Source organism: Actinomycetospora sp. (assembly GCF_036497585.1).
Classification (GTDB): Bacteria; Actinomycetota; Actinomycetes; order Mycobacteriales; family Pseudonocardiaceae; genus Actinomycetospora.
On record NZ_DASXJD010000199.1, the window covers coordinates 1 to 25,317 of the forward strand.

At 72.6% G+C, this 25,317-nt stretch carries 24 protein-coding genes and 3 tRNA genes; 15 read left to right on the forward strand and 12 right to left on the reverse strand.

Going from position 1 to position 25,317, the window contains the following annotated elements; all coding sequences use genetic code 11:
* Nucleotides 1–658: 658 nt before the first annotated feature.
* Nucleotides 659–1,129 carry a hypothetical protein gene (locus VGH76_RS19095; RefSeq protein ID WP_331558298.1) on the reverse strand — a complete coding sequence of 157 codons (471 nt, stop codon included), beginning with the start codon at nt 1,127–1,129 and terminating at the stop codon, nt 659–661.
* Nucleotides 1,130–1,449: 320 nt separating this feature from the next.
* Here VGH76_RS19095 and VGH76_RS19100 point away from each other — a divergent pair, with 320 nt between their 5' ends.
* On the forward strand, nt 1,450–1,803 hold the full coding sequence (locus VGH76_RS19100) for a hypothetical protein (protein ID WP_331558299.1): 354 nt from the start codon (nt 1,450–1,452) through the stop codon (nt 1,801–1,803).
* Nucleotides 1,800–2,246 (forward strand): tyrosine-type recombinase/integrase, encoded by a 447-nt coding sequence (locus VGH76_RS19105; protein ID WP_331558300.1) that lies wholly within the window; start codon nt 1,800–1,802, stop codon nt 2,244–2,246. Before VGH76_RS19100 ends, VGH76_RS19105 begins: the two co-directional genes overlap by 4 nt.
* 51 nt (nt 2,247–2,297) lie before the next feature.
* Here VGH76_RS19105 and VGH76_RS19110 read toward each other — a convergent pair.
* Together VGH76_RS19110 and VGH76_RS19115 are read right to left on the reverse strand one after the other, a co-directional pair.
* Nucleotides 2,298–2,370, reverse strand: a tRNA-Arg gene (locus tag VGH76_RS19110).
* 43 nt (nt 2,371–2,413) lie between these two features.
* Nucleotides 2,414–2,502 (reverse strand) — tRNA-Ser (locus tag VGH76_RS19115).
* Between the two features lie 264 nt (nt 2,503–2,766).
* Here VGH76_RS19115 and VGH76_RS19120 point away from each other — a divergent pair.
* A complete protein-coding gene (locus tag VGH76_RS19120) occupies nt 2,767–3,798 on the forward strand; it encodes an alcohol dehydrogenase catalytic domain-containing protein (RefSeq protein WP_331558301.1) in 1,032 nt (343 codons plus the stop codon).
* 53 nt (nt 3,799–3,851) lie between these two features.
* On the opposite strand, the gene VGH76_RS19125 is transcribed toward VGH76_RS19120, so the two are convergent.
* On the reverse strand, nt 3,852–5,588 hold the full coding sequence (locus tag VGH76_RS19125; protein WP_331558302.1) for a phosphatidylglycerol lysyltransferase domain-containing protein: 1,737 nt from the start codon (nt 5,586–5,588) through the stop codon (nt 3,852–3,854).
* A 38-nt stretch (nt 5,589–5,626) separates the two neighbouring features.
* A complete protein-coding gene (locus VGH76_RS19130; protein ID WP_331558304.1) occupies nt 5,627–6,367 on the reverse strand; it encodes a dienelactone hydrolase family protein in 741 nt (246 codons plus the stop codon).
* A gap of 98 nt (nt 6,368–6,465) precedes the next feature.
* On the opposite strand from VGH76_RS19130, the gene hisC reads away from it, so the two are divergent.
* The 3 genes from hisC (at nt 6,466) to VGH76_RS19145 (ending at nt 9,544) form a co-directional block, all read left to right on the forward strand.
* A complete protein-coding gene (gene hisC / locus VGH76_RS19135; RefSeq protein ID WP_331558305.1) occupies nt 6,466–7,524 on the forward strand; it encodes a histidinol-phosphate transaminase in 1,059 nt (352 codons plus the stop codon).
* A gap of 90 nt (nt 7,525–7,614) precedes the next feature.
* Nucleotides 7,615–8,301, forward strand: coding sequence for a DUF1990 family protein (locus tag VGH76_RS19140; RefSeq protein WP_331558306.1), 687 nt, complete (start codon nt 7,615–7,617; stop codon nt 8,299–8,301).
* 28 nt (nt 8,302–8,329) lie between these two features.
* On the forward strand, nt 8,330–9,544 hold the full coding sequence (locus VGH76_RS19145; protein WP_331558307.1) for a low temperature requirement protein A: 1,215 nt from the start codon (nt 8,330–8,332) through the stop codon (nt 9,542–9,544).
* A gap of 15 nt (nt 9,545–9,559) precedes the next feature.
* On the opposite strand, the gene VGH76_RS19150 is transcribed toward VGH76_RS19145, so the two are convergent.
* Complete coding sequence (locus tag VGH76_RS19150) at nt 9,560–10,129, reverse strand: TIGR03086 family metal-binding protein (RefSeq protein WP_331558308.1); 570 nt, start codon at nt 10,127–10,129, stop codon at nt 9,560–9,562.
* Nucleotides 10,130–10,153: 24 nt separating this feature from the next.
* Nucleotides 10,154–10,909, reverse strand: coding sequence for a DUF998 domain-containing protein (locus tag VGH76_RS19155; RefSeq protein ID WP_331558309.1), 756 nt, complete (start codon nt 10,907–10,909; stop codon nt 10,154–10,156).
* 37 nt (nt 10,910–10,946) lie between these two features.
* Here VGH76_RS19155 and VGH76_RS19160 point away from each other — a divergent pair, with 37 nt between their 5' ends.
* On the forward strand, nt 10,947–11,672 hold the full coding sequence (locus VGH76_RS19160; RefSeq protein WP_331558310.1) for a TetR/AcrR family transcriptional regulator: 726 nt from the start codon (nt 10,947–10,949) through the stop codon (nt 11,670–11,672).
* Nucleotides 11,673–11,678: 6 nt separating this feature from the next.
* On the opposite strand, the gene VGH76_RS19165 is transcribed toward VGH76_RS19160, so the two are convergent.
* Nucleotides 11,679–12,341, reverse strand: a complete 663-nt coding sequence (locus tag VGH76_RS19165; RefSeq protein WP_331558311.1) for a hypothetical protein — start codon at nt 12,339–12,341, stop codon at nt 11,679–11,681.
* A 178-nt stretch (nt 12,342–12,519) separates the two neighbouring features.
* Between VGH76_RS19165 and VGH76_RS19170 the strand changes: the two genes are divergently transcribed.
* Nucleotides 12,520–13,767, forward strand: coding sequence for an AI-2E family transporter (locus VGH76_RS19170; protein WP_331558312.1), 1,248 nt, complete (start codon nt 12,520–12,522; stop codon nt 13,765–13,767).
* A 30-nt stretch (nt 13,768–13,797) separates the two neighbouring features.
* On the opposite strand, the gene VGH76_RS19175 is transcribed toward VGH76_RS19170, so the two are convergent.
* Both VGH76_RS19175 and VGH76_RS19180 read right to left on the reverse strand, forming a co-directional pair.
* A tRNA-Ser gene (locus VGH76_RS19175) sits at nt 13,798–13,882 on the reverse strand.
* Between the two features lie 53 nt (nt 13,883–13,935).
* A complete protein-coding gene (locus VGH76_RS19180) occupies nt 13,936–14,403 on the reverse strand; it encodes a MarR family winged helix-turn-helix transcriptional regulator (RefSeq protein ID WP_331558313.1) in 468 nt (155 codons plus the stop codon).
* Between the two features lie 90 nt (nt 14,404–14,493).
* Here VGH76_RS19180 and VGH76_RS19185 point away from each other — a divergent pair, with 90 nt between their 5' ends.
* Nucleotides 14,494–15,507: an NAD(P)H-quinone oxidoreductase gene (locus tag VGH76_RS19185; protein WP_331558314.1), complete on the forward strand. Its 1,014-nt coding sequence runs from the start codon at nt 14,494–14,496 to the stop codon at nt 15,505–15,507.
* A gap of 52 nt (nt 15,508–15,559) precedes the next feature.
* Here the strand turns inward: VGH76_RS19185 and VGH76_RS19190 are convergent, their stop codons facing one another.
* A complete protein-coding gene (locus tag VGH76_RS19190; protein WP_331558315.1) occupies nt 15,560–16,777 on the reverse strand; it encodes a cysteine desulfurase-like protein in 1,218 nt (405 codons plus the stop codon).
* A gap of 106 nt (nt 16,778–16,883) precedes the next feature.
* On the opposite strand from VGH76_RS19190, the gene VGH76_RS19195 reads away from it, so the two are divergent.
* From VGH76_RS19195 to VGH76_RS19220, 6 genes are all read left to right on the forward strand, one after another.
* Nucleotides 16,884–17,462, forward strand: a complete 579-nt coding sequence (locus VGH76_RS19195; protein WP_331558316.1) for a bacterial proteasome activator family protein — start codon at nt 16,884–16,886, stop codon at nt 17,460–17,462.
* A 99-nt stretch (nt 17,463–17,561) separates the two neighbouring features.
* Nucleotides 17,562–18,443 (forward strand): ABC transporter permease, encoded by an 882-nt coding sequence (locus tag VGH76_RS19200; RefSeq protein ID WP_414637759.1) that lies wholly within the window; start codon nt 17,562–17,564, stop codon nt 18,441–18,443.
* 27 nt (nt 18,444–18,470) lie between these two features.
* Nucleotides 18,471–19,319: an ABC transporter ATP-binding protein gene (locus tag VGH76_RS19205; RefSeq protein WP_331558317.1), complete on the forward strand. Its 849-nt coding sequence runs from the start codon at nt 18,471–18,473 to the stop codon at nt 19,317–19,319.
* Complete coding sequence (locus VGH76_RS19210) at nt 19,316–20,224, forward strand: glycosyltransferase family 2 protein (RefSeq protein WP_331558318.1); 909 nt, start codon at nt 19,316–19,318, stop codon at nt 20,222–20,224. Before VGH76_RS19205 ends, VGH76_RS19210 begins: the two co-directional genes overlap by 4 nt.
* 73 nt (nt 20,225–20,297) lie before the next feature.
* On the forward strand, nt 20,298–23,732 hold the full coding sequence (locus VGH76_RS19215) for an arabinosyltransferase domain-containing protein (protein ID WP_331558319.1): 3,435 nt from the start codon (nt 20,298–20,300) through the stop codon (nt 23,730–23,732).
* Nucleotides 23,733–23,820: 88 nt separating this feature from the next.
* Nucleotides 23,821–24,771, forward strand: a complete 951-nt coding sequence (locus VGH76_RS19220) for a hypothetical protein (protein WP_331558320.1) — start codon at nt 23,821–23,823, stop codon at nt 24,769–24,771.
* A 41-nt stretch (nt 24,772–24,812) separates the two neighbouring features.
* Here VGH76_RS19220 and VGH76_RS19225 read toward each other — a convergent pair whose 3' ends face one another.
* Nucleotides 24,813–25,316, reverse strand: coding sequence for a GtrA family protein (locus VGH76_RS19225; protein WP_331558321.1), 504 nt, complete (start codon nt 25,314–25,316; stop codon nt 24,813–24,815).
* Nucleotide 25,317 lies beyond the last annotated feature (1 nt).

Below are 25,317 nucleotides of genomic sequence, written 5' to 3' on the forward strand. Positions count from 1 at the left end.
GGACAGCGCGGCCTCGACCGTGGTGCGGGCCTCCCGCTCGCTGCTGACACCCGCACGGAAGGCAGCCCGGTCGTCCGCGGCCGGATGGTCCACTGCGCGCGGTGAGCCCTCCACCACCACACGTCACCGCACGCGACCCCCGCTGGTCAAGCCTTGGCATCCGGGCGCCCGCTATCCAGACGGCGAACATCCGCCCCACCCGCCCGCAGCGCCCCGCCGCGGGCCTGACCTGGCCTACGGCAGCGGCCGCCCACGTCGTTGACCAACGCCCCGATGACCGCGACGGTCCGGGCTGCGGCACTCGGGTCTTGCCGTCCCCGCCGGCCTCAGTCCGGGCCGCCGCGACGACTGGTGCTCCCCCGGGTGCGGGACTCGTCCAAGCGAAGCCGCGGGCCCCGCCCGGGTCTACATGGTTCGTCTACGAAAGCTCGGGCGCCAAAGGGTCGTAGTCGTCGGTCGTCGGCCGCCTCGGGGTTTCGACCGCGTTGGACGGAGACGCCGTTATGAGAAACGGACTCGTTGGCGCGACTGTGGGTTCCGGGCAGCACAGTCGAGCATTACGTCACGGTGATTTCCCACCATCGGCCCATCGGCCTGTGCTCCGCCGCTCCTCCCCCCAAAGGCTCGACGTGATCTCGACCTTCGAGCGTGAAGTCTTCTACACGTCTTGCCGCATGCCCTGCCCGTACTCGTCAACCGTCAGCATCACGGTCTTCTTCTGCGAGGCAGACGTGATCCCTATGGCCCGCCACACGAAGATCCACAGTCCGAACGTGATCAACGTCAGCAGCAGGTGCACAACGTTGTTGACCGGCTTGCCTCCGGCGGTGTCTCCGAACAGGGGGCCCGCTTTGACGGGCTGGATTCCGATGACGACCCCCATCGAGTACGACCCTGCGGGGATCAGGCGGGTGGACTCGGCGGACGCGTTGCTCTGGCCCAGCACCTCTCCGGGCCACGCAGACCGAAGCGCCGTCATGATCGTGGAGCCGCTGCGCTCGGCCATCCGGAACAGCTGCTCGCCTTCATCGACGTAGATGTAGGCGTTGTGTCGGGTCTGCCTGCGGATCGTCCTGGTCCTCGGCGTCCTTCTCCCCTGGTTGCCGTCGTCGACTTCCTCCTCGGCCACGAAGGCCGCCGCTGAGGCCGCCCTCGCCGACGTCATCGCCCGCCGCGACGGCGGAGTGGTCCTCGACGACCGCGAAACCGTCGCCGACTACCTCGCCCGGTGGCTAGACAACCGGCGTCACTCGTTGAAGCCGAAACGGTGCACACCTACCGCGAGCACGTCGACAAGGTCATCGTCCCCGCGCTGGGCACGCTCAAGCTGGAAGAGCGCTACGCCATGGCCACGTCGTCCAGCTCGTTGCCGACCTCCAGGCCGCGGGCAAGGGCGCGACCACGCTCCGGCGGGTCGTCGCCACCCTGCGCTCAGCGCTGGGCACGGCGGTGGCGCAGCGGCGACTCACCACGAACCCGGCCGCGATGGTCGAGCTGCCCCCGGAACGGCCCGCGGAGCGGGAACCGTGGACGGCGACGCAGGCCGTGGCGTTCCTCGACGGCATCGTCGGCGACGAGATCGCCGAGCTGATCGAGGTCCTGGTCGGCACCGGCCTGCGCCGCGGCGAGGCCCTGGTGCTGCGGTGGCGATACGTCGACCTGGACCGCCGCATCCTGCGGATCGACCCGAGCCGCGGGCACCTGTCCGACGTCGGCACCTGTCGGACGTCGGCGGGCACCTCGTGTTCACCGGCCCGAAGACCAAGGGCTCCGCCGCGAGACCAAGGGCTCCGCCGCGGGTGATCGGGCTGTCGTCGCGGGTGGTGGCTGCGCTGCGCCGCCAGCAGGCCCGGCAGGAGATCGAACGCGCCGAGTGGGGCTCCGGCTACAGCGACGACGACCTCGTGTTCGCCCGCCCGGACGGGGCGCCGCGGCGCCCGGAGCGGGTCCTGCACCGCTTCCACGCGCTCACCGACGCCGCCGGGCTACCCCGGACCCGGCTCCATGACCTCCGGCACTTCGCGGTCACCGTCGCGCTCATGGAAGGCGTCCCGCTGTCGGCAGTGTCGAAGTTCGCCCGGCACCCCACCACCGCCATGACCTCCGACCGGTACGGGCACCTGTCGCCGGAGGTGTCGACGGCCGTCGCCGACGCCATCGGCCGGGGCGCTCGACGCCGCCGCGGCCGAGCTTGCTACCGAGCGTGCCCTGAACACGGGACGCACGGCGTACGCACACGCGGATGATTGGGTGCCTGCTGACCCGTGCTGATCATGCGTCTGTGCTGGTCAAAGCTGCGCGCCCGAAGGGATTCGAACCCCTAACCTTCTGATCCGTAGTCAGATGCTCTATCCGTTGAGCTACGGGCGCAGGTGTTTCAGTTGTGACGGCGTGCCCGGGACGATCGCCGCCGCGGAGGCTCCGGGATTTGAACCCGGGATGGGCGTTAACCCAAACCGCATTAGCAGTGCGGCGCCATAGACCAGACTAGGCGAAGCCTCCCGAGGCCCTGGGGCCACCGGTCGAAGACAGTACACGCCCGCGGTCTAGGGCTGACGGGCGCCCCCGGAGCCGAGCGCTCGGGACACGCTCACGAAGTTCGGCTCTTCGAAGCAAGGCCGACGAGCCACCCGCCCCGACCGCCGGGCGCCCCGCCACCCGCCGTCGGGACCCCTATTCCCCGGCGTGACCCATTCGCCCCGACGCATCCCCCACGCGGGCCCCGGGTAGCCGATCGCGTTCAACCGCTCGAGGAGGACACCCACAGTGAAGGCCACGCTCATCTACGGCGCCGGCGACGTCCGGGTCGAGGAGGTCCCCGACCCGAAGGTCGAGAACCCGACCGACGCCGTCGTCCGCATCACGCACTCCTGTATCTGCGGCAGCGACCTGTGGCCCTACAAGAACCGTGCGGCCACCGAGCAGGGCAGCCGCATCGGCCACGAGTTCATCGGTGTCGTCGAGGAGACCGGGTCCGAGGTGAGCCGTCTCAAGCAGGGCGACCTCGTCGTCGCACCCTTCTTCTACGCCGACGGCACCTGCAAGTACTGCCGGGCCGGGCTGACCAGCGCGTGCCCCAACGGCAACGCCTGGGGCGCCGAGACCGACGGCGCGCAGGGCGAGGCCGCCCGCGTCCCCTACGCCGACCACGTGCTCACCACGCTCGACGTCCCGCAGGACTCCGAGCTCATGCCGAGCCTGCTCACGCTCTCCGACGTCTTCGGCACCGGCCACCACGCCGCGGTGACGGCGGGCGTCGGGCCGGGCAAGGACGTCGTCGTCGTGGGGGACGGCGCGGTCGGGCTGCTCGGGGTGCTCGCCAGCTGGCGGCTCGGGGCCGAGCGCATCGTGCTCATGGGTCACCACAAGGACCGCACCGATCTCGGCCAGGAGTTCGGCGCCACCCACGTCGTGCCCGAGCGCGGCGAGGAGGGCGAGCAGAAGGTGCGCGACATCCTCGGCACCGACGGCGCGCACTGCACCATCGAGGCCGTCGGGCTCGACCAGTCGGTGACGACGGCGATCAACGTGACGAAGCCCGGCGGCGCCGTCGGGATCGTCGGGGTGCCGCAGAGCGGGAACATCCCCAACGCCGGCCAGAAGTTCGTCAAGAACGTCACGATCACCGGCGGGATCGCGCCGACGCAGGCGAACATGGCCGACCTCCTGCCGGACGTGCTCTCCGGCAAGGTCCAGCCCGGGAAGGTCTTCGACAAGACCATCGGGCTCGACGAGGTCCCCGAGGGCTACCGCGCGATGAACGACCGCGAGGCCCTGAAGGTGCTCGTTCGGCCGTAGGCCTTGTGCGTGCGTTTCCGTGCCCAGACACGGAAACGCACGCACAGGTCGCGTCAGCGACGAAGTAGACGCAGCAACGCGGGCGGCCTGCCGCCGTAGCCCTCCGCCTCGAAGGCGGCCACGGCGATCCGCGGCAGGTCGCGCACCGTGTCGAAGACCAGGAACCGCGGCACCCACGACGGCGCGAAGCGGGCGTTGAAGCGGTACAGCGTCTCGATCTGCCACCAGCGCGACGCGATCCGCAGCAGCCGCGCCCACAGCCGCGCCACCGGCCCGGCGCCGATCCGCTCCCCCCGCTCCAGCGCGGAGCGGAACACCGCGAAGTTCAGCGACACCCGGCTCACGCCCAGCCCCCGGCAGGCCGCGAGCAGGTCGGTGATCAGCAGCTCGTTCAGCCCGTTCTCGGTGACCGCCGGGTCGCGGATCATGAGGTCGAGCGAGAGCCCCTCGGTGCCCCACGGCACGAACTGCAGGATTCCCTTCGGCACACCCTCGAGGGCGGCGACCACGAGGACCGCCTCCGGGTCGGCCTGCCCGTCGCCGGCCCGCGAGAGGGCCATCGAGAAGCCCCGCTCGTCGGGGCCGCCGCGCCAGCGCGACACGCGGTCGCGCAGCGTCGCCAGCTCGTCGTCGCCGATGTCGCGCAGCCGCCGCACCGTCGTCTCGTAGCCGGCCCGCTTGATCCGCGACACCGCCTGGCGGACGGTGCGCATCGCGCGGCCCTGCAGCGAGAACGTGGCGACGTCGACCACCGCCTCGTCGCCGAGCTCCAGTGCGTCGAGGCCCCCTTCCCGGGCCCACACCCGGGCGCCGGTCTCGGAGCAGCCCAGCACCGCGGGCACCCACCCGTAGCGGCGGCACTCCGCCACGAAGGCCTCGATCGCCCCCGGCCACGCCTCGACGTCGCCGAGCGGGTCCCCGGAGGCCAGCGCCACGCCCGCCACCACCCGGTAGGCCACGGCCGCCTTCCCGGAGGCGGAGAACACCACCGACTTGTCGCGGCGCAGCGCGAAATAGCCCAATGAGTCGGCCGCCCCGTGGCGCTCGAGCAGCGCCCGGATGCCGGCCACGTCCTCTGGGGAGAGCTGCGGGCGCGGTTCGGCCGAGCGGAGCAGGAAGTAGCCGCCGAGCAGCAGCGCGCCGATCCCGAAGCTCAGGCCGACGGCCGCGGTCAGGTCGTCGTACCAGTCGAGCCGGAACTCGACGGGACCCTCGACCCCGATCAGCGACAGGGCGGCGTGCGCGAACTTCTCCCCGGCCGAGGGTCGCCCGAGCACGAAGGTCGGGCGCACGAAGAAAATCATCGCGCTGACGATGACGAAGCCCGCCGTCACCAGTTGCAGGATGAGGCGCGGCCCGACGAACCGGCCGACCGGGTCGGGCACCGCGTCGAACTCGCGCCGGGTGAGGACGAGGCCGACCAGCAGGACGACCGCCACCACCAGCGGCGGGATCGGGTGCCGCCCCAGGGCGTGCGACGCGATGATCACCACACAGAGCAGCACCGCGAGCTGCCAGGCCCGACGCTTGCGACGTCGCAGGCCGGTGGCCAACAGCATCAGCCCGACACCGGCCGTGGCGAGGATGACCGTGCCGACCAGCGAGGCCTCGACCGGCAGCCCGAACCACGCCGCGGGCTCGAGCCGCCGCCGCGCCGCCGGGGCGACGATCGAGAAGATGGTCAGCAGACCGACGATGCGCGCCGACCACACCACGGCCGTCGCGACCCGGGCGCGCCGACGGCGCTCCTGACGGACCTCGCCCTCGGCCCGTTCCTGCGTGGTCGTCACCCCTTCGCCCTCCGGCTCCGCTGCCAGGTCCCGCGACGTCAGCGCAAGTGTGCGTCGAACCAGTTCAGCACGCGGTTGCGCGCCTCCGAACGGGTGGCGGCCGCGTCGCGGTCCTCGAGCGGATCGGACGACACCGGGGCCGCCTCGTCGGCGTCGATGCGGTGCTCGGCCGAGGGGAACACGACGACGTCGACGATCGCGCCGGACGCGTGCGCGGCCTCGCGGAGCCGGTCGACGTCGGACGGGTCGACGGGGTCGCCGGTCTCGCCGTAGAGCCCGAGCCAGGGGCACGTCAGCTCGCCGACGACGTCGAGCAGGGCGGGCAGGCCGTCGGCCAGCGGCGTCTGCACCCCGGCGGCGGCGATCGTCACCGCCGCTCCCAGCGCCCGCTGCGAGGCGACGACGAGCGCCGCGGTGGCGCCGATGTCGAAGCCGAGGACGCCCATCCGGTCCGAGGGAACGCCGTGGTCGGCAAGCCAGCCGAAGGAGGCGTCGGAGTCGGCGAGGACGGAGGCCCCCGAGACGCGGGCGGCACCCTCGGAGACCGAGGCGGGGTCGTCGAACCGGGCGGCGCCCTCGCGGTGGAACAGGTGTGGGGCGACCGTGAGCCATCCCTCGTCCGCGAGCCCCTCGACGAGGCGCTCGGTGCGTTCGGTGACCCCGCGCGAGGAGTGGAGCACGACGATGCCCCCGCGTACCGCCGCGCTGTCCGGCTCGCCGACGGTCACCGCGAGCTCGGTGTCGTCGACCAGCGGGATCGTCTCCGTCCGGGTCGTCATGGTCGCCAGCCTTCCACGTCGGCTTCCGTGTGGCGGGAGCAGGCCGCGCCCGGACGGACACCGACCGGCACCGTGACCTGCGGATTACCGTGGGGCCCGTGACCGCACCGACGCCGCTGCGCCCGGACCTGTCCTCGTTGCCCGCCTACGTCGCCGGGCGCACCGTCGCGGGCGCGGTCAAGCTCGCGAGCAACGAGGTCGCGCTGCCCCCGCACCCGGCGGTGCAGGCGGCCGTGGCCGAGGCGGTGGCCGCGGGCAACCGCTACCCCGACATCACCGTCACCGCGCTCGGCAGCCGCCTCGCCGAGCACCACGGGGTGGCGCCGGAGCGGGTCGCCGTCGGCTGCGGGTCGGTGGCGCTGTGCCAGCAGCTGGTGTCCGCAGTGTGCTCGCCGGGCGACGAGGTGGTGTTCGCCTGGCGCTCGTTCGAGGCCTACCCGATCGTCACGCTCATCGGTCACGCCACCGCCGTCCCGGTGCCGCTGACCACGGGCCACGTCCACGACCTCGACGCCATGGCCGCCGCGATCACCGAGCGCACCCGCGTCGTGTTCGTCTGCAACCCCAACAACCCCACCGGCACGGCGGTGCGCCGCGCCGAGCTCGAGGCGTTCCTCGCCCGCGTGCCCGACCACGTCCTCGTCGTGCTCGACGAGGCCTACCGCGAGTTCGTCTCCGACCCCGACGTGCCGGACGGCCTCAGCCTGCTCGACGCCCACCCGCACGTCGTCGTGCTCCGCACCTTCTCCAAAGCCCACCGGCTGGCCGGCCTGCGCGTCGGGTACGCGATCGGCCCCGCCGACCTCGCCGCCGCGCTCAAGAGCGTCTCCGTGCCGTTCTCGGTGTCCACGCCGGCGCAGGCGGCGGCGCTGGCGGCCCTGGACGTGCTCGACGAGCTCCTCGACGACGCCCGCGGCGCCGTCGCCGAGCTCGCCCGGATGGCGGCCGCGCTGCGCGGCCAGGGCTACGAGGTCCCCGAGTCGCAGGCCAACTTCCTGTGGCTGCCCCTGGGTGAGCGCACGCAGGCCTTCACCGACCACGCGCTCGACCGCAAGGTGGTGGTGCGGGGCTTCTCCCCGTACGGCGTGAGGATCTCCGCGGGGGCGTCCGAGGAGAACGACATGCTCATCGACGCGGCCTCGTCCTTCCTGGGCTGACGACGGGTCCACAGCGGGCGCGTGATCTGCGCACCTGGGACGATGCGGCGCGATCACGTGCCGCCCCGGCGCGTCGGAACAAGGAGCGCGATGCGGACCTGGCGGTTCTCACCCGTCTCCCGCCCGGCGGAGGCCCTCGACGAGATCGCGCAGTACGACCTCAACTACGACCCCTCGACGACGGGGGGCAAGGGCTGGCACCACGACCGCCTGCGCCACGCCCTCGCCGTCGAGGACCCGGGCGCTCCCGAGCCCGGCGGGCCGTGGGAGATCGCCTGCGCGCTGGTGCGGGACTACGAGTTCGCCGACCGTCGGATCATGGCCGCGATGTTCCACGCGCAGGCGCCACTGGTCGGGCGGGACATGGTCCTCGAGGGCCGGTTCCTCGTGCTGCGCTTCCCGATGGGCGTGCGCGTGGACGCGGAGGTCGACGAGACCCGCGAGCGCGCGGACGGTACGTCCGAGCGGGTGTGGGGGTGGAGCTACCGCACCCTGGAGCACCACCTCGAGCGCGGCCGCCTGGTCTACGAGGTCGTCAAGAACACGACCACGGGCAAGGTCGAGTTCGTCATCACCGGCGTCTCCTCGCGCGCCTCGATCCCGAACCCGATCATCGCGCTCGGGTTCGGGGTGTTCGGGCGGTTCACCCAGCGCCGGTTCTACCGCGCGGTGTCCGAATGCCTCGCCGAGCGGGTGCGCGACGTGCTCGAGGGCGGCGACCGGCCGGTGCCCGACCCCGTCGGGCCCGACGACGTGGTGCGCGCCCCGTCGCGCTGAGACCGGACGATCCGGAAGTATCGCGGCCGTGAGCAGCCCGCGCACCGAGTGGTTCCGCCCCATGCTCGCGCGGGACCCCCACGAGGAGAACCGCGTCGCCTCCCCGCTGGAGCTCTTGTTCGACCTGACCTTCGTGGTCGCGATCTCCACCGCGGCGGCCGAGCTCCACCACTCGATCAGCGAGGCCCACGTCCTGGCCGGGGTCCTCGGCTACCTCGTCGTGTTCTTCGCGATCTGGTGGGCGTGGATCAACTTCACGTGGTTCGCGTCGGCCTACGACTGCGACGACGCCCTCTACCGCGTGCTGACGGTGCTCAAGATGGCCGGCGTCCTCGTCCTCGCGGTGGGCATCCCCGCGGCCTTCGAGCACTTCGACCTCGGCACCGTCGTCCTCGGCTACACGATCATGCGGGTCGCGATGGTCGCGCTGTGGCTGCGCGCCGCGCACGGCGACCGGGCGCGCGCCCCCGTCACCCACGCCTACGCCCTCGCGCTCGCCGTCATCCAGCTGCTCTGGATCGGCCTGATCTTCGTGCCGGTGCCCTGGGCCTTCATCGGGTTCGTGGTGCTCGTCGCCGGCGAGGTGTCGATCCCTCCGCTCGCCGAGTCCCGCGAGGTCGAGGCCGAGACCTCCCCGACCGGCGGCACCACGTGGCACCCCGAGCACATCGCGGAGCGCTACGGGCTCCTGACGCTGATCGTGCTCGGCGAGGTGATCCTCGGGATCACCGGCGCGTTCGGCCCGGCGCTCTCCGAGCGGGGGTTCTCGGTCTCGCTGCTGCTGCTGGGCATCGGGGGCCTGCTCGTCGTCGTCGGGCTCTGGTGGATCTACTTCCTGGGTGGTGACGACGAGGGCCTGACGTCGTTGCGCACGGCGCTGACCTGGGGCTACGGGCACTACGTGGTGTTCGCGGGGGTCGCGGCGACCGGGGCGGGGCTCGAGGTGGCCGTCGACGCCGAGGAGCACACCGCGCAGGTCTCGGCGACGACCGCGGCGTTCGCGGTGGCCGTCCCGATCGCGCTGGTGCTCGCGGTGCTGACGGCGTTGCGGCGGCTCACGTGGGCGCCGGGCTCGCTCGCGCCGGGCTACGTGGCGTTCGCCGTGGTCGGGGTGCTGGTCTGCGCGGGGCTGGCCGGGGTGCTCGGCATCGGGGTGTCGGTGCTGCTCATGGGGCTGGTGCTGGCCGCGATGCTCGCCGGGTACCTGCGCCTGCTGCGGCGGCGGGCGGCCGCGGGGTCCTGACGACGCCGTCGTCGCTCACCGCGGGTCGGTGCGGCCCAGGAGGCCGGCGAGGCGGTCGATCGCCGGGCTGTCGTCGTCCACGGGCACGGCCGGGCCGAACGGGAGCTCGCTCCGGTCGCGCGTCGCGAACACCGACCCGGAGAAGGCGATCCCGGCCTCCGCGAGGTCGTCGGGGAGCACCGTCGGGTCCTGGCCGGAGGCAACGGCCACGTCCCACCCGTGCACCAGCGCCTCGATCGTGCGCAGCTGCACGGCGACCGGGCCGGGGACGGTGCCGAACGGGACGGTGACGGTGCCGGCGAGCACGTCGGGGGCACCGAGGGCCGCGACGAGGGCCGCGGCCGAGCTGCGGAAGCGCGGGCCGAGGGACCCGTCGACCTCGGGGGCGTCCGCGAGCTCGGGGCCGAGCGAGCGGGCGACGGCGAGGTTGCCGTCGATGACGTGCTCGACGACGTCGGCCACGGTCCAGTCCGTGCAGGGCGAGGGGGCGTCGCGGCGGTCGGCGGGGATCGCGTCGACGATCGTCGCCGCCGCCTCGAACGCCCGCTCGAGGTCGGCCACCGGGCCGGGGGTGGTGCTCGTCACCGACCCATGGTCCCTCGTCCCCCCTCAGATCGCAGGCGTGAGCAGGGGGGTGCGCCGGTAGAGGTCGACCGAGACCACCGCCAGCCACGTCCACACGACCAGCACCCCGACCCAGAAGCCGAGGACGACGGCCGGGCTCGCGGACCCGCTCGCGATCCCGAGGAAGGCCAGCAGGAAGAACACCCCGGTGGCTCGGGAGAACCACGCCATCCCGACCCGCCGTCGGGACGCGTAGTGCCGGGCGAGCACGACGGTGCCGGCGACGAGGCAGAGGAAGCCCAGGCCGCCGAGCACGAGATGCTCGATGCCGCCGACGCCGACGGTGGTGGGCGGACCGTCGGGCGTGCCCGGCGGGAAGCCGTAGGCCGGGTCGGCAGGGAAGATCCCGGCGCCGACGAGCCCGATACCGTAGGCGCCCACCAGGCGCGGCCCCCACACGCTGCCGGGCCCGCCGCCGAGCACCCGCAGCGAGCGCCTCATGCCGACCGCGGCGGCGAGGGTCATGAGCCCGCTGAGCACGAAGGTGACGACCTGGATCCAGCCCAGCGACCCGTTCGCGAGCAGGCTGAGGTCGTGACGGGCGAGGTCGAAGCCGCGGCGGGTGAGGCCCTGGACCAGCCCCACCACGACGTAGAAGGGGCCGACGACGACGCCGTAGCCCAGCAGCGAGCGGGTGACGGCCGCCGCGCGGTCCGCGTCGCCCCGACCGACGAGCGGGCTCCCGGACGGCCCGGTCCCGGTCGCCCTCCCGCGGCTGTTGGACTGCTCGGTACCGCTCATGGACCGGACAGTACTGACCTCGGTACCGTATGGTCCAGTGTCGACCCCGGAGATCGGAGGGCGGCGGATGGCCGAGCGCGCGGACGCCGACGACGGGCTGCTCGTGCGCATCGGGCCCCACCCCGCCGGCCGCGACCCGGGACACCGCGGGGCCGAGGGCAAGCGCGCGGCGATCGTGCGCGCGGCCACCGAGCTCTTCCTGCGCCAGGGGTACCAGGCGACGAGCACCGAGCAGATCGCGACGACGGCGGCGGTGTCGAAGCAGACCGTCTACAACCAGTTCGGCGACAAGCAGCGCCTGTTCCGGGCCATCGTGCTCGGGGTGACGGTGACGGCGGAGACCTTCGCCGCGGGGCTGGCCGACGCGCTCGACGGGATCGGGACACCCGCCGAGCTCGACGCGGCGCTGCGGGCGTTGGCCCGGCGCTACCTCGCGACGGTGGTGAACCCGCAGGTCCTCGCGCTGCGCCGGCTGATGATCAGTGAGGCGGCCCGGTTCCCCGACCTCGCCGCGGCCTACTACGAGCAGGGACCGTCCCGCGTGATCGCGGCGCTGGGTCCGTTGCTCGGAGGGCTGGCGGAGCGGGGCCTGCTCGAGGTCGGCGACCCGGATCGCGCCGCGGCCGACTTCGCCTTCCTGCTGCTCGGCCGGGCCCTCGACGAGGGGATGTTCCAGGTCGAGCACCGCGGCCTCACGGCAACCGAGATCGAGTCGGGCGCCGCCCACGCCGTCGACGTCTTCCTCGCCGCGTACCGGCCCTGAGCTGCGTCAGGCGGTCAGGAGGGGTTCGACGCGGGAGCGGTAGGCGGAGTCGAGGCTCAGGTCGAGGCCGCGCAGCAGTTCGTCCATCTCGCTCGAGGCGCGGTCGGCGAACTCGCCGATGTGCTGGGCCAGCACGTCCGAGGCCTGGTACCGCCGCTGCTCGACGCGCTTGCGGCACTCCTCGTAGAGCGGCACCCCGCCGAGCAGCAGCACCGGCAACGCGCCCACCCAGCCCGGCAGCGCGATCGCCATGACGTTCTTGAGCACGAAGAAGATCATGAAGCCCATGTAGGCGCGGGTCGCGATGTTCACGGCTGTGCTCAGGTTGCTGTTCTTCTTCTCGTGCACGGCCAGCCGCGAGGTGTCCAGGTCGCTGCCGGTGCGCGGGCCCGGCGGGTCGACCACCACCGGCGCGTCGAGAGCGGAGTGCCGGGCGGCGCGGCCGGAGAACTCGCGGGCCGCGGCCACGATGCCGCCCTGGTGGTCGTGCAGCTCGGCGGTCAACCGGGCGTCCAGCCATGCCTTGAGCTCGGCGGTGCTGCGACCGGGGTCGATCTCCTCCAGCTGGTCCTGGGCCTCCTTCGAGACGGTCTGGATGCGGGTGCGGAAGTCGTAGGAGGCGCGCGAGGAGATCGTCTCGAACGCGGCCCCGCGCAGCCCGTCCCACATCGAGGCCCGCTCCCCGTGGTGCCTGTGCTTGCCGTGGCCCCAACGGGCCGGCGCCGTACCGCACGCCGGGACCTCCAGGGCCTTGCGGTGGCCCGGTGGGCCCTGACCCGTCGTGCGCCGGCCTGTCTGGCTGGCCGGAGGAACTCGGTGACCGACGATGCAGGAAGCAGGTGGAGACATGACCGACCACTCAGGGGCCGGCGCGGTCGCGCTGGCGGACCCCGCCGAGGCGCCGCCGCAGGTGGACACCGCGCCACCGGCCGTGCCACCGGTCGTTCCGGCGGACGATCAGCCGCCGCGGGCGATGCCGCGGGGCGTGGTGATCCTGTTGGGAGCCGCGGCGGTCGTGGTGACGGTGGCCGGCCTGTTCTGGGTGTCGTGGCTGGCCGGGCCGCTGCTGCTCGCCCTGGTGATCGTGATCGCGGTCTACCCGATCAAGACGTGGCTGGAGCGCAAGGGGTGGCCGACGTGGGCCGCGGTGGTCTCGCTGCTCGTGGTCATCTTCGGCGCGATCCTGGCGCTGAGCGCGTTCCTGGTCGCCTCGGTCAGCCAGCTCGCCGCCCTGCTCGAGCAGAACACGGCCAAGTCCCAGCAGCTCGTGGCGCAGCTGACCGCGGCACTGGCCAGGATCGGCATCGACCCGACCCAGTCGAGGAACACCGCGAGCTCCGCGGACCTGAGCAAGCTCGCCGGTCAGATCGGCAGCGTGCTCTCCGGGGTGAGCTCGGTGGTCTCCGGCCTGGTGTTCATCCTGGCCCTGCTGCTGTTCCTGACCGCCGAGTCCGGCGGCACCGCGCGGCGCATGGGCATGATCGCCCGGGAGCGCCCGCACATGATGGACGCCCTCGACGGGTTCGTGCACGGCACCCGCAACTACCTCGTCGTCACCGCGGTGTTCGGGCTGATCGTCGCGGTCCTCGACACCGGTGCCCTGTGGATCCTGGGCATACCCCTGGCCCTGCTCTGGGGCGTCCTGGCGTTCATCACCAACTTCATCCCCAACATCGGGTTCATCATCGGGCTGGTGCCCCCGGCGCTGCTGGCCCTGCTCACCGGCGGCTGGCAGCTGGCCCTGACCGTGGTCGTCGTCTACATCGTGCTCAACATGCTCATCCAGTCGCTGATCCAGCCCCGCTTCGTCGGCGACTCCGTCGGCCTCTCGGCCACCGTCACGTTCCTGGCGCTGCTGTTCTGGGCCTGGATCCTCGGGCCGCTCGGCGCCCTGCTGGCGATCCCGGTCACGCTGCTCGTCAAGGCCGTCCTGGTCGATTCCGATCCCCGCGCGCAGTGGGTCGAGGCCCTGCTCGGTGCCGAGCCCTCGACTCCCAAGGACAAGAGCGCCAAGGACAAGAAGCGGGCCTCGAAGCACTCCGGCAACGGCCACGTCGTCGACACGGGTGAGCCGACCCCGGCGGCGCCCATGTGAGCCCACGACCGCGGCATCCGACCGGCATTGCGGAAGCGGGGGGATTCGAACCCCCGGTACCTCTCGGTACGTCCGCTTTCAAGGCGGATGCAATCGGCCGCTCTGCCACGCTTCCGCCGGTCAGCGTAGGCAACGACGCGGGTCGTCGTCGCCACCAGGGCGCGAGCGTCAGGGGCGCAGCTTGGCGACGATCCGCTCGAAGACGTCGCCGATCACCCGGCGCTCGTCGTCGTCGAGCAGGTCGACGAAGTGCTCCCGTACCCCGTGCAGGTGGTCGGGCGCGGCCGCCTCCAGACGGGCGTACCCCTCGTCGGTGAGCACGGCGAACACTCCGCGTCCGTCGGAGTCGCACACCTCCCGCCGCACCAGTCCCTCGGCCTCCAGCCGGGCGACCTGGTGGGAGAGCCGCGACTTGGACGCGACGACCTCCTCGGCGAGCGAGGTCATCCGCTGGCGGTGGTCCGACTTCTCCGAGAGGCGGACGAGGATCTCGTAGTCCGCGAAGGCGAGGTTGTGGGTGTCCTGCAACTCCCGGCCGAGCCGGCCCAGGAGCAGCGCCTGGCCGGCGATGTAGTTCCGCCAGGCGCGCCACTCCTCCGCGTCGAGCCAGCGGGGCTCCTCCTGCGTACCGGACATGGATCCATGATATCCGGAGAACCCCACGTCAGTGGCCGGACGACTCCGCCGTCGCGCGCCGCCGTCACCACGCCGCTACCGTCCGCCGTCGTGTACGGCATCTCCATCCGCGAGCCCGGCGGACCCGAGGTCCTCGAGTGGACCGAGCAGCCCGACCCGGAGCCCGGCTCCGGGGAGGTCGTCCTCGACGTCGTGGCCGCCGGGGTGAACCGGGCCGATGTCATGCAACGCCAGGGGAACTACCCGCCTCCGCCGGGCGCCTCGGAGCTGCCCGGCCTGGAGTGCTCCGGACGGGTCAGCGAGGTGGGACCGGGGGTCAGCGGCTGGAACGTGGGCGACCTCGCCTGCGCGCTCCTCTCGGGCGGGGGCTACGCGGAGAAGGTCGTGGTGCCCGCGCCGCAGCTGCTGCCCGTGCCCGCGGGCGTCTCCCTCACCGAGGCGGGCGCCTTGCCGGAGGCGTCGTGCACCGTCTGGTCGAACGTGGTGATGCTCGGTGGGCTGCGCTCGGGCCAGACGTTCCTGGTCCACGGCGGGAGTGGCGGGATCGGGACGCACGCGATCCAGGTCGGGAAGGCGCTTGGTGCGACGGTGCTGGCGACGGCGGGCCACGAGGACCGCCTGCAGTTCTGCCGCGACCTGGGTGCCGACCACGCGATCGACTACCACGGCAACCTCGTCGAGGCGGTCAAGGGCGCGACCGACGGGCACGGGGCGGACCTGATCCTCGACCACATCGGCGCCCGCAACCTCGACGCGAACCTCGACTCGCTCGCCCTCGACGGCCGGATGACGATCATCGGGCTGATGGGCGGGGCGAAGGGCGAGATCAACCTCGCGAAGCTCCTCATGCGCCGGCTGTCGGTGAGCGCGACGTCGCTGCGGGCCCGGGACGTCGGTGGGCCCAACGGGAAGGGCGCGATCGTCGCGGCGGTGCGCACCGACCTGTGGCCGCTGGTGGAGTCGGGCCGGGTGCGGCCGATCATCCACGAGCGCATCCCGGTGCAGGAGGCCGCGCGGGCGCACCAGCTGATGGAAGACGGCGGCGTCGTCGGGAAGCTCCTGCTCGTGGTCCGTGACGAGGAGGACGTGCACCGCGACGATTAGGTGCGCTGACGCGCCTGTGAGCACTTTCTGTGGCTATAACCCCGGAAAGTGCTCACGTGCGCGACAGCGCACCTACGAGCGCGTCCACGTCGGCCCGCGACGTGTAGTGCGCCAGCCCGACCTTCACCACGCCGCCGATCTCGGCGCCGCCGATCACCTCGAGGGCGCCCTGGTCGCCCGGGTCGATGAGGACGCATATCCCCTGGTCGGCGACCCGCTCGGCGACCTCCTGGGCGGTGCGGCCGGCGACGAGGAACGCCACGGTCGGGATCCGCCGGGCGGGCTCGCCGAGCACCGTGACGCCGGGCAGGAAGCGCAGCTCGGAGACGAGGTAGGCGGTGAGCTCGTCGTGGTGGCTGCGCAGCGAGGACATCGAGGTGAGGATGCGGTCGCGGCGCGAGCCCGAGGCGCGGTCGTCGAGGTCGGCGAGGTGGTCCACGGAGGCGACGAGGCCCGCGAGCAGCGCGTACGACGCGTCCCCGACCTCGAGCCGCTCCGGCCCGCGGGCCGCCCCGTCGAAGGACACCGCGGGGAGCCGGTCGAGCAACTCCGGGGTCCGGAACACCAGGGCGCCCAGCGCCGGCCCGCCCCAGGCCGCGGCCGAGAGCACCATGACGTCGGCGCCCATCGTGTCCATGTCCATCGGCAGGTAGGGCGCCGCGGCCGACGCGTCGACCACCATGAGCGGCTCGATGCCCGACGACGGCGCGGGCAGCGCGTGCACCTTCCGGGCGATCGCCGCGATCTCGGTGCGGGTCCCGAGGTGACTGCATGCGGCGGTGACGGTGACGACGCGGGTGCGGGGGCCGAGGAGGTCGTCGTACTGCCAGCTCGGCAGCTCGCAGGTCTCGATGTCGACCTCGGCGGTGCGCACCGCCCCGCCGACCCGGCCCGCGGCGCGGGTCCAGGGGGCGACGTTGGCGCGGTCGTCGAGGCGGGAGACGACGACCTCGTCACCGAGCGCCCAGGTGGTGGACAGCACGTCGGCCAGCCGCTCCAGCAGCGCCGGGACCGAGGAGCCCAGGACGACGCCCTTGGGCTCCGCGCCCACGAGGTCGGCCACCGCGCGGCGGGCGGCGTCGACGATGGCCCCGCCGCGCTGCGAGGCCGGGAAGACCCCGCCGGGCGGGGCGACGGGGGCGCGCAGCGCGGAGGACACGGCGGTGGCGACCTGCTCGGGGACCTGCATCCCGGCGGGCGCGTCGAGGTGGACCCAGCCGTCACCGAGCGCGGGGACCTGACCCCGGACCCGAGCGACGTCCACCGTCATGCTCCAGTACGGTACGTCGGCTGCGCCGCGTAGCCGAGGCCGGTCCGCGGCTCCACCGCCCCGTGGTCCCGGACGGAGCAGGCCCGGATCCGCCAGGATGGCGGCCATGAGCGAGCAGTCCGAGGGGTCGTCCGGCGACCAAGTCATGATCGTCGGGCCGGACGGGACCCCCGTCGGCACGGTGCGCGTCCCCGCCGGCGAGACCTCCCCCGGCGCCGAGGGCGAGGTCGACGAGGCCGGGTCCGAGGACCCGTCGTCGGCGGTCGAGGAACCGGCGAAGGTCATGCGGATCGGCACCATGATCAAGCAGCTCCTCGAGGAGGTCCGCGCCACCGAGCTCGACGACGCCAGCCGTCGCCGGCTCAAGGAGATCCACGCGGCGTCGCTGCGCGAGCTCGAGGCGGCGCTGTCGCCGGAGCTGCGCGAGGAGCTCGCCCGCATCATCGCGCCCTTCGACGAGCAGGAGACGCCCTCCGACGGCGAGCTGCGCATCGCGCAGGCCCAGCTCGTGGGGTGGCTGGAAGGCCTCTTCCACGGCATCCAGACCGCCCTGGTGGCCCAGCAGATGGCCGCCCGGATGCAGCTCGAGCAGATGCGCCGCGGGCTCCCGTCGGGTGCTTCCGGACGTTCCGGACGAGGTGGCCCCGAGGCCGGCGCCGGGGGGACGACCGGCCAGTACCTCTGAGCCTCCCGGGTACGCTCACCCGCCGTGGCCGTCCCAGCACTAGCGCGACGTGGCGCCGACGATCCGTCGGGGCCCGACGACGCCGCAGGGGCCGCTGACCTGCACACCCCGTCGCCCCGGTCGTGGAGCCGGGCGTTCGGCGACATCAACCAGGCGATCGCGCAGCGCGAGCTCTGGGGACACCTCGGGTGGCAGGACATCAAGCAGCGCTACCGGCGCTCCACGATCGGCCCGCTGTGGATCACCATCAGCATGGCCGTGACGGCGGCGGCGCTCGGCGGGCTGTACTCCCAGCTGTTCGGTCAGCCCATCGGCACCTTCATGCCGTACGTGACCGTCGGCTTCATGATCTGGTACTTCATCAGCGCCTGCGTGCTGGAGGGGACCGAGACCTTCATCGCCAACGAGGGCCTCATCCGGTTCCTGCCCGCGCCGTTGATGATCTACGTGTTCCGCACGGTGTGGCGGCAGGTGCTGTTCTTCGCCCACAACCTGGTCGTCTACGTCATCGTGCTGGCCATCTTCTTCCCGCAGCTCACCCGGCCGTACCAGATGGTGCACCCCAACGGCGTCGTGCACCCGGGCCTGAGTTGGAGCGCGCTGCTCGCAATCCCGGCGTTCCTGCTCATCGTGATCAACGGGCTGTGGGTGACCCTGCTGTTCGGCATCATCGCGACCCGCTTCCGCGACATCCCGCCGGTGGTCTCGAGCTTCATGCAGCTGTTCTTCACGATGACGCCGATCATCTGGACGACGGACCTGCTGCGCGGCGGGGCGCCGGGCAGCACGAAGTCCCTCGTCGAGTGGCTGGCGAAGCTCAACCCCTTCTACCACTTCATCGAGATCTTCCGGGCGCCGCTGGTCGGCCAGGTGCAGAGCTGGACGCACTGGGCCGTCTGCGGCGTCATCACCGTGGTCGGCTGGACCCTGGCCCTGATCGCGCTGCGCAACTACCGCTCCCGCGTCGCCTACTGGGTGTGAGCTGAACCAGCCATGGAAGAGTCGTAAATGGTCTCGATCGACGTCCGGAACGCCTCCGTCGACTTCCCGATCTTCGACGCCAAGAACCGGTCGCTGAAGAAGTCGGTCCTCGGCCGGGCGGGCGGGCACATCACCGACGCGAAGGTCCCGGTGGTGGAGGCGCTGCGCGACGTGAATCTCTCGCTGCGCCAGGGCGACCGCATCGGGCTCGTCGGGCACAACGGCGCGGGCAAGTCGACGCTGCTGCGCCTGCTCGCCGGTATCTACGAGCCCACGCGGGGCCGCGCGAAGATCGAGGGGCGCGTCGCCCCGGTGTTCGACCTCGCCGTCGGGATGGACCCCGAGATCTCCGGGCTGGAGAACATCCTCATCCGTGGGCTCTTCCTGGGCATGACCCGCAAGCAGATGGAGAGCCGCGTCGACGAGATCGCGGAGTTCACCGAGCTCGGCGACTACCTCACGATGCCGCTGCGCACGTACTCCACGGGTATGCGGGTCCGGCTCGCGCTCGGCGTCGTGACCTCGATCGACCCCGAGATCCTCATCCTCGACGAGGGCATCGGCGCGGTCGACGCGGCGTTCCTCGAGAAGGCCCGCGACCGCCTGCGCGACCTCGTGAGCCGCTCCGGGATGCTCGTGTTCGCCTCGCACTCCGACGAGTTCCTCGTCGAGCTGTGCGACACCGCGATCTGGATGGACACCGGCGAGATCCGCGAGCAGGGATCCCTGCGCGAGGTGGTCAGCCACTACAAGGGCCGCGACCTGTTCGAGTCGCTCTCCCCCGAGACGATCCGCCGCCTCGACCTGCGCACGGACACCGCCGCCGACGCCCCGCCGCCGGGCGGGCCCGCGGACGAGACGGTGGGCTCCCCGTGACCGCACCCGACACCGAGGCGATCTGGGCGGTCGTCGTCACCCGGCACCGGGCGGAGCTGCTCGCCGACGGGCTCGCCGTGCTGGCCAAGCAGACCCGCCGTCCGGACCACCTCGTCGTCGTCGACAACGGCCCGGACGAGGCGACCCGCGAGGTCGTCGAGGGATGCGGCCTTCCTTCGACGTACCTGCCGTCGCGCCACAACCTCGGCGGCGCCGGCGGCTACGCCCTCGGCATGCTCACCGCGCTCGCGCACGGCGCGGACTGGCTGTGGATGGCCGACGACGACGGGCGCCCCGCCGACGAGCACGTGCTCGCCACGCTGCTCGACGTGGCCCGCCGGCGGGACCTCGCCGAGGTCTCGCCGGTGATCGCGAACGCGGCGAACCCCGCCAAGCTGGCCTTCCCGCTGCGGCGGGGGCTGACGTGGAAGCGCTGGCGGCGCGACCTCGACGGGTTCGGCGACGGCGAGCTGATGCCCGGCATCGCGCACCTGTTCAACGGCGCGCTGTTCCGGGCCTCGACGCTGGACGTCGTGGGCGTCCCGGACCTCCGCCTGTTCGTGCGCGGCGACGAGGTCGAGCTGCACCGGCGCCTCATGCGCTCGGGGCTTCCCTACGGGACGTGCCTGACCACGGCCTACGTCCACCCGGACGGATCCGACGAGTTCAAGCCGATGCTCGGCGGCCGTCTGCACGCCCAGGACCCGGGCGACGCGACCAAGCGGTTCTTCACCTACCGCAACCGTGGCTACCTGCTCGCCCAGCCCGGCCTGCGCAAGCTCGGCGCCATCGAGCACCTGCGCTTCGGGTGGTACTTCCTCGTCGAGCGACGGGACGTGCGGGCGCTGCGCGAGTGGCTGCGACTGGTGCGGATGGGCCGACGCGAGCGGTTCCGGCGCCCGTGAGGCGGGTGCACCCGCCCGGCAGGCTCTCCCAGGCGACTTCGGAGGTCATCTCCCCCATGTCAGGACGCACCCCGTGCTGACGTCAGGCAACCCGGCGACGAACACCGCCACCGCGGACCCGGACACACAGGCCTCGCCGCGCCGCAACGGCACGCACGGCCCCGGGGACCCGGGGGACCCGACGCCCGCCGACGAGCGCCGCGCCCTGCGCCGGGTGCGCTGGCTCGCCGTGCTCCTCGGCGGCCTGGGCACCGTCCTGGCCCTGGTGTTCCCGTTCCTGCCGGTCGTGCAGGACACCGCGACGATCCAGTGGCCGAGCCCGACGACGGGGACCCGCTCGATCGACGCCCCGCTGGTCGAGTTCCGGCCGCAGACGATGTCGGCCTCGATCCCCTGCGCGGCGGTGCGCAGCCTCGACGGCCGCGCGCCGCAGCGCGCGACGGTGCTGTCCACGACGCCGCCGCTCTCCCCGAGCGGCGCCCAGGTCGGGCTCCAGCTCTACGTCGACAACGGCCAGCTCACGCTCACCGACCGCGGCCAGCAGGCCGCGCAGGAGCCGGTGCCGGCCGGTCCCTGCAACGTCACGGTCACCTCCGACTTCTCCCAGACGGTCATCAACCTCGGCGCCGGCGCGGACGTCGTCATGGGCGGCGACTTCCGCCCCCAGGTCGTCGGGATCTACTCCGACCTGGACGCGTCGAAGGACCCGACGGCGGGCACGAGCGTCCAGGTCGTCCCGGACACCCGGTTCCAGACGACGGCGACCGCGCTCAAGACCGCCGCCGGGGTGCTGGCCATCCTGTGCTTCCTCGGGGCGGTGTGGGCGCTGCACGCGCTCGACAGGCGGGCCGGACGACGGGCGCCGCGGCTCGCACCGCGGCGGTGGTGGCGGCCTACCGCGCGCGACGGCGTGGTGGTCGCGGGGCTGGCGGTCTGGGCGGTGATCGGGTCCCAGACCTCCGACGACGGGTACATCCTCGGCATCGCGCGCGCCCGCGAGAGCGCCGGCTACATCGGCAACTACTACCGGTGGTTCAACGTCCCCGAGGCGCCGTTCGGCTGGTTCTACGAGCTCTACTCGGTCTGGGTCCAGGTCAGCGACAACGTGCTGTGGATGCGCGTGCCCTCGGTGTTCATGGGCGTCGTGTCCTGGCTGCTGATCTCGCGGGAGATGCTGCCGCGGCTCGGCGTCGCGGTGCGCCGCTCGAAGGCCGCCGGCTGGGCCGCCGCGATGGTGTTCCTGATGTTCTGGCTGCCCTTCAACAACGGGCTGCGCCCGGAGCCGGTGGCCGTCATCTCGGCGCTCCTGGCGTTCTGCGCGGTGGAGCGGGCGGTCGCCACCCGGCGGCTGGCCCCGATCGCGCTCGGGCTCGTGGCGGCGGCGTTCGCGCTGGCGGCGACCCCGACGGGCCTCATGGCGGTGGCGCCGTTCCTGGCCGCGGCCCGGCCGCTGTTCCGGCTCGTCCAGGAGCGGGTCCGCCGGCTGGGCTGGCTGCCCGTGCTCGCCCCGGTCCTGGCGGCCGGGCTGATCGTGCTCGTCGCGATCTTCGCCGACCAGACCTTCGCCGCGGTGATGGAGGCCAACCGCGTCCGGTTCCTCATCGGGCCGAACTACACCTGGTACCAGGAGGTCGTCCGGTACGAGTCGCTGTTCTCGGTCATGGCGGACGGCTCGCTGGAGCGCCGGGCGCCGGTGCTGCTGCTGATCCTCGGGCTGGTCGTGTGCCTGGTCGTGCTGCTGCGCCGCGACCGCATCCGCGGTGCGGCGCTCGGCCCGTCCCAGCGGCTCATCGGGACGACGCTGCTCGGCTTCGTCGTCCTCGCGCTCACCCCGACCAAGTGGACCCACCACTTCGGGGCGTTCGCCGCCCTCGGGTCGGGCATGGCGGCGCTCACCGCGCTGGCGACGTCGTCGGACGTGCTGCGCTCGCGGCGCAACCGCTCGCTGTTCCTCGCCGCGGTGTTCGCGACGCTCGCGCTGGCGTTCACCGGGCCGAACACGTGGTGGTACACGAGCAACTGGGGCGTGCCCTGGAACGACAAGTCGCCCTCCTACGACCACCACCAGGCCTCGACGCTGCTGCTCGCCGTGGCGGCGGTCTGCCTGATCGTCGCGGCGATCGAGCACATCCGCGGCATCCCGGAGGAACGCGCGCCGTCGTCGGGCTGGCAGCCGTCGGGCCGTCTCGGACGACTGGTGGCCCCGGTGCTCTCCCGGGCCAAGCGGCTGCGCGGCACGCGCTCGGCCACCGCCGTCGAGCGCCGCGCCCGCGCGCTACGGGTCGGGTCCGCGCCCATCGCCGTGATCTGCGGGCTGTTGGTGCTCTTCGAGATGGCCTCGATGGGCAAGAGCATCGACAAGCAGTGGGACAGCTTCACCCTCGGCGCCGACGTGCTGCGCCACCCGTTCTCGACCTCGTGCGGCCTGGCCGACCAGGTCCGCGTCGAGGGCAGCCCCGCGGCCGGGATCCTGCCGATCGCGCCGCCGCCCACCGGCGTCGCGCCCTCGGCCCCGAACGTGCTGCCGACGATCGCCCCGCAGACCCCGGTGGCGCCGGGCCAGCAGCCCGCCCCGCTGCCGCCGAACACCGTCCAGGCGTCGAGCCCGCAGGCCCAGCTGGTCGACCCGAACCCGGTCGACCAGGGCTTCCACGCCCAGGACGGCACCCCGCCGACCGGCGGCGGCACCGGCCTGTCCGGGTACGAGTACACGCTGCGCAACGACCTCGCCGGCCAGACGCTCGGCACCTTCGACAAGGACGGGCGAGGCACCGGCGTACTGCGCACCCAGTGGCAGTCGGTGGACTCCTCGCTGCGCTCCGGGCAGACCCCACTCGTCATCACCGTCGCCGGGCGGCTCAACGGCGGGAACAGCCTGTACCTGCAGTACGCCAGGCACCTGCCCGACGGCCGCATCCAGATCACGGGCCAGGACCCGGTCGACGACGGCGCGGGCGGCGAGCCGCCGTGGCGGGAGATCAAGGTCAACCTGGCGGGCGGCAAGGGAGCGCAGGCCGACGAGGTCCGACTGATCGCCCAGGACCGCGCGATCGGGGTCGACGGTTGGATGGCCCTGGCGCCGATGCGCGGGCCGAAGCTCGTGCCGTTCACGCAGGCCGTCGGGCAGCAGCCGGGCTACCTCGAGTGGCCGGTGCAGTTCGCCTCGCCCTGCCTCAAGCCGTTCGACGTGCGGGACGGGATCGCCGAGGTGCCGACCTACCGGCTCATCGCGGACGCCTCGCAGTTCCGGATCGGCGGCGAGACGTGGTCGCAGCCCTCCGCGGGCGGGCCGATGGGCTGGATCGAGGTGCTGGAGAAGCAGCAGGACGTGCCGTCCTACCTGCAGGGCGAGTCGAACCTGGACTGGGGCCGCATCGAGCGCCTCGAGCCGTACGCGCCGAACACCGCGGCGCCGGACGTGGTGCGCGGCGAGAAGACGGTGTGGGGCCTGCACGGGGACGGCGAGATCGGGGATCCGCCGCCGGGGATTCCGTCGCCTGAGAGGTGACGAAGTCTCGTGAGTACTTGTGGTGGCTATAGCCACCACAAGTACTCACCTGCGGGAACCGCACCACCGCTCGCGGCCTCCAAGGGGCATGGAGGATCCCGAAGCATGGCTCAGGCTGCGCCTCGAGCAGAACGACGTGGCGACGCGGGTGCAGGCGCTCATCCAGGGTCTGACCGACGCCATCATCCGGGCGAACATCGCCGCGGGTCGCTGGATACCGCTCTTCCGCGGGGTGTTCGCGGTGGTCTCGGGAGAGCCGACGCCGGCGATGTGGCGGCGAGCGGCGTTGCTGTTCATCCGCGGCCCGGCTCTGCTCAGCCACCAGAGCGCCGCCGCCGTCCTGGGCCTACCCGGCGGTGACGACTCCCTGCCGATCCACGTGACGGTTTCCTACACCTCCTCCGCCCGAGGGTGCCCGGGGATCGTCGTGCACCGCAGCCGGGCGTTCGCGCACATCGCGCTCGCGGCGTGCGACCCACCGGTGACGACCAAGGTGCAGACCCTGATCGACCTCGCGGTCGCGGCGCCGAACGCGAAGGAGGGCATGCGGGTCCTGACGGCGGGCGCCGCCGCGGGTCGAGTGGACGGAGGGAAGATCGTCGAGGCGCTCGAGCTCCGCCGACCGCGGCGGTACGTCAAGGCACTCCTCGCCGCCGCGAAGATGCTCGCCGAAGGCGTGGAATCGGTCCTGGAAGCCGGCTATGCGAACGACGTCGAGCTCGCCCACCGGATTCCCGCCGGGGTCCGACAGGTCGCCAGGGTCGTCGAGGGTCGGCGGCGGCTCGAGGACATCGAGTACGTCCTGCCGCTCGGCACCCTCACCGTGCGCCTGGACGGCTGGCGGTACCACGCCAACCGCAGGACCGCCCACGCCGACCGACAGCGCGACAACGCCGCCGAGCTCGAGGGGCGGGCACGTCTGGTGTTCGGCCCGGAAGAGGTCCAGGGCGCGCCCTGCCGCACGGCGGAGATGGTATGCGAGCGGATGAGGCAGCTCGGGTGGACCGGCGAGATGACCAGGTGCACGAAGTGCTCGTGAGTACTTGTGGTGGCTATAGCGACCACAAGTACTCACGTGCGTCAGCTCCTGAAGATGACCGTCCGCATCACGACGAAGTTGATCGACGTGGCGACCGCCTGGGCGACGAACCAGGAGACGACGCCCGGGATCGGCGGGGTGCCGACGCTCGGGGCGCCCATGAGGTGGAGCACCAGCGACGCGACCGCGACGTTCGCCGCGAACGTGGAGCCGTAGAGCAGCACGAACCCGAGGAACTTGCCGCTGCCACCCTTCGACGCCGCGAAGGTGTAGCGGCGGTTGAGCACGTAGGCGGTCGTCGTGCCGAGGATGAACGAGATCCCCTTGGCCAGCGGCGCCCACGTCCCGAAGTGCAGCAACAGCTGGTAGACGCCGAGGTCCACCACGGCCGCGACCGCGCCGATCGCCACGAACCGCACGAGCTGCGCCTTCAGGCCCAGCCGGTCGGGGGCGGCCGCGGGGGCGGCGGCCGGTCCCGCCGGGCTGGCCGAGACGGCGGCCGCCTCGTCGGGGCCGGACTCCGGCGTGCTCTCCTCGACGCTCACG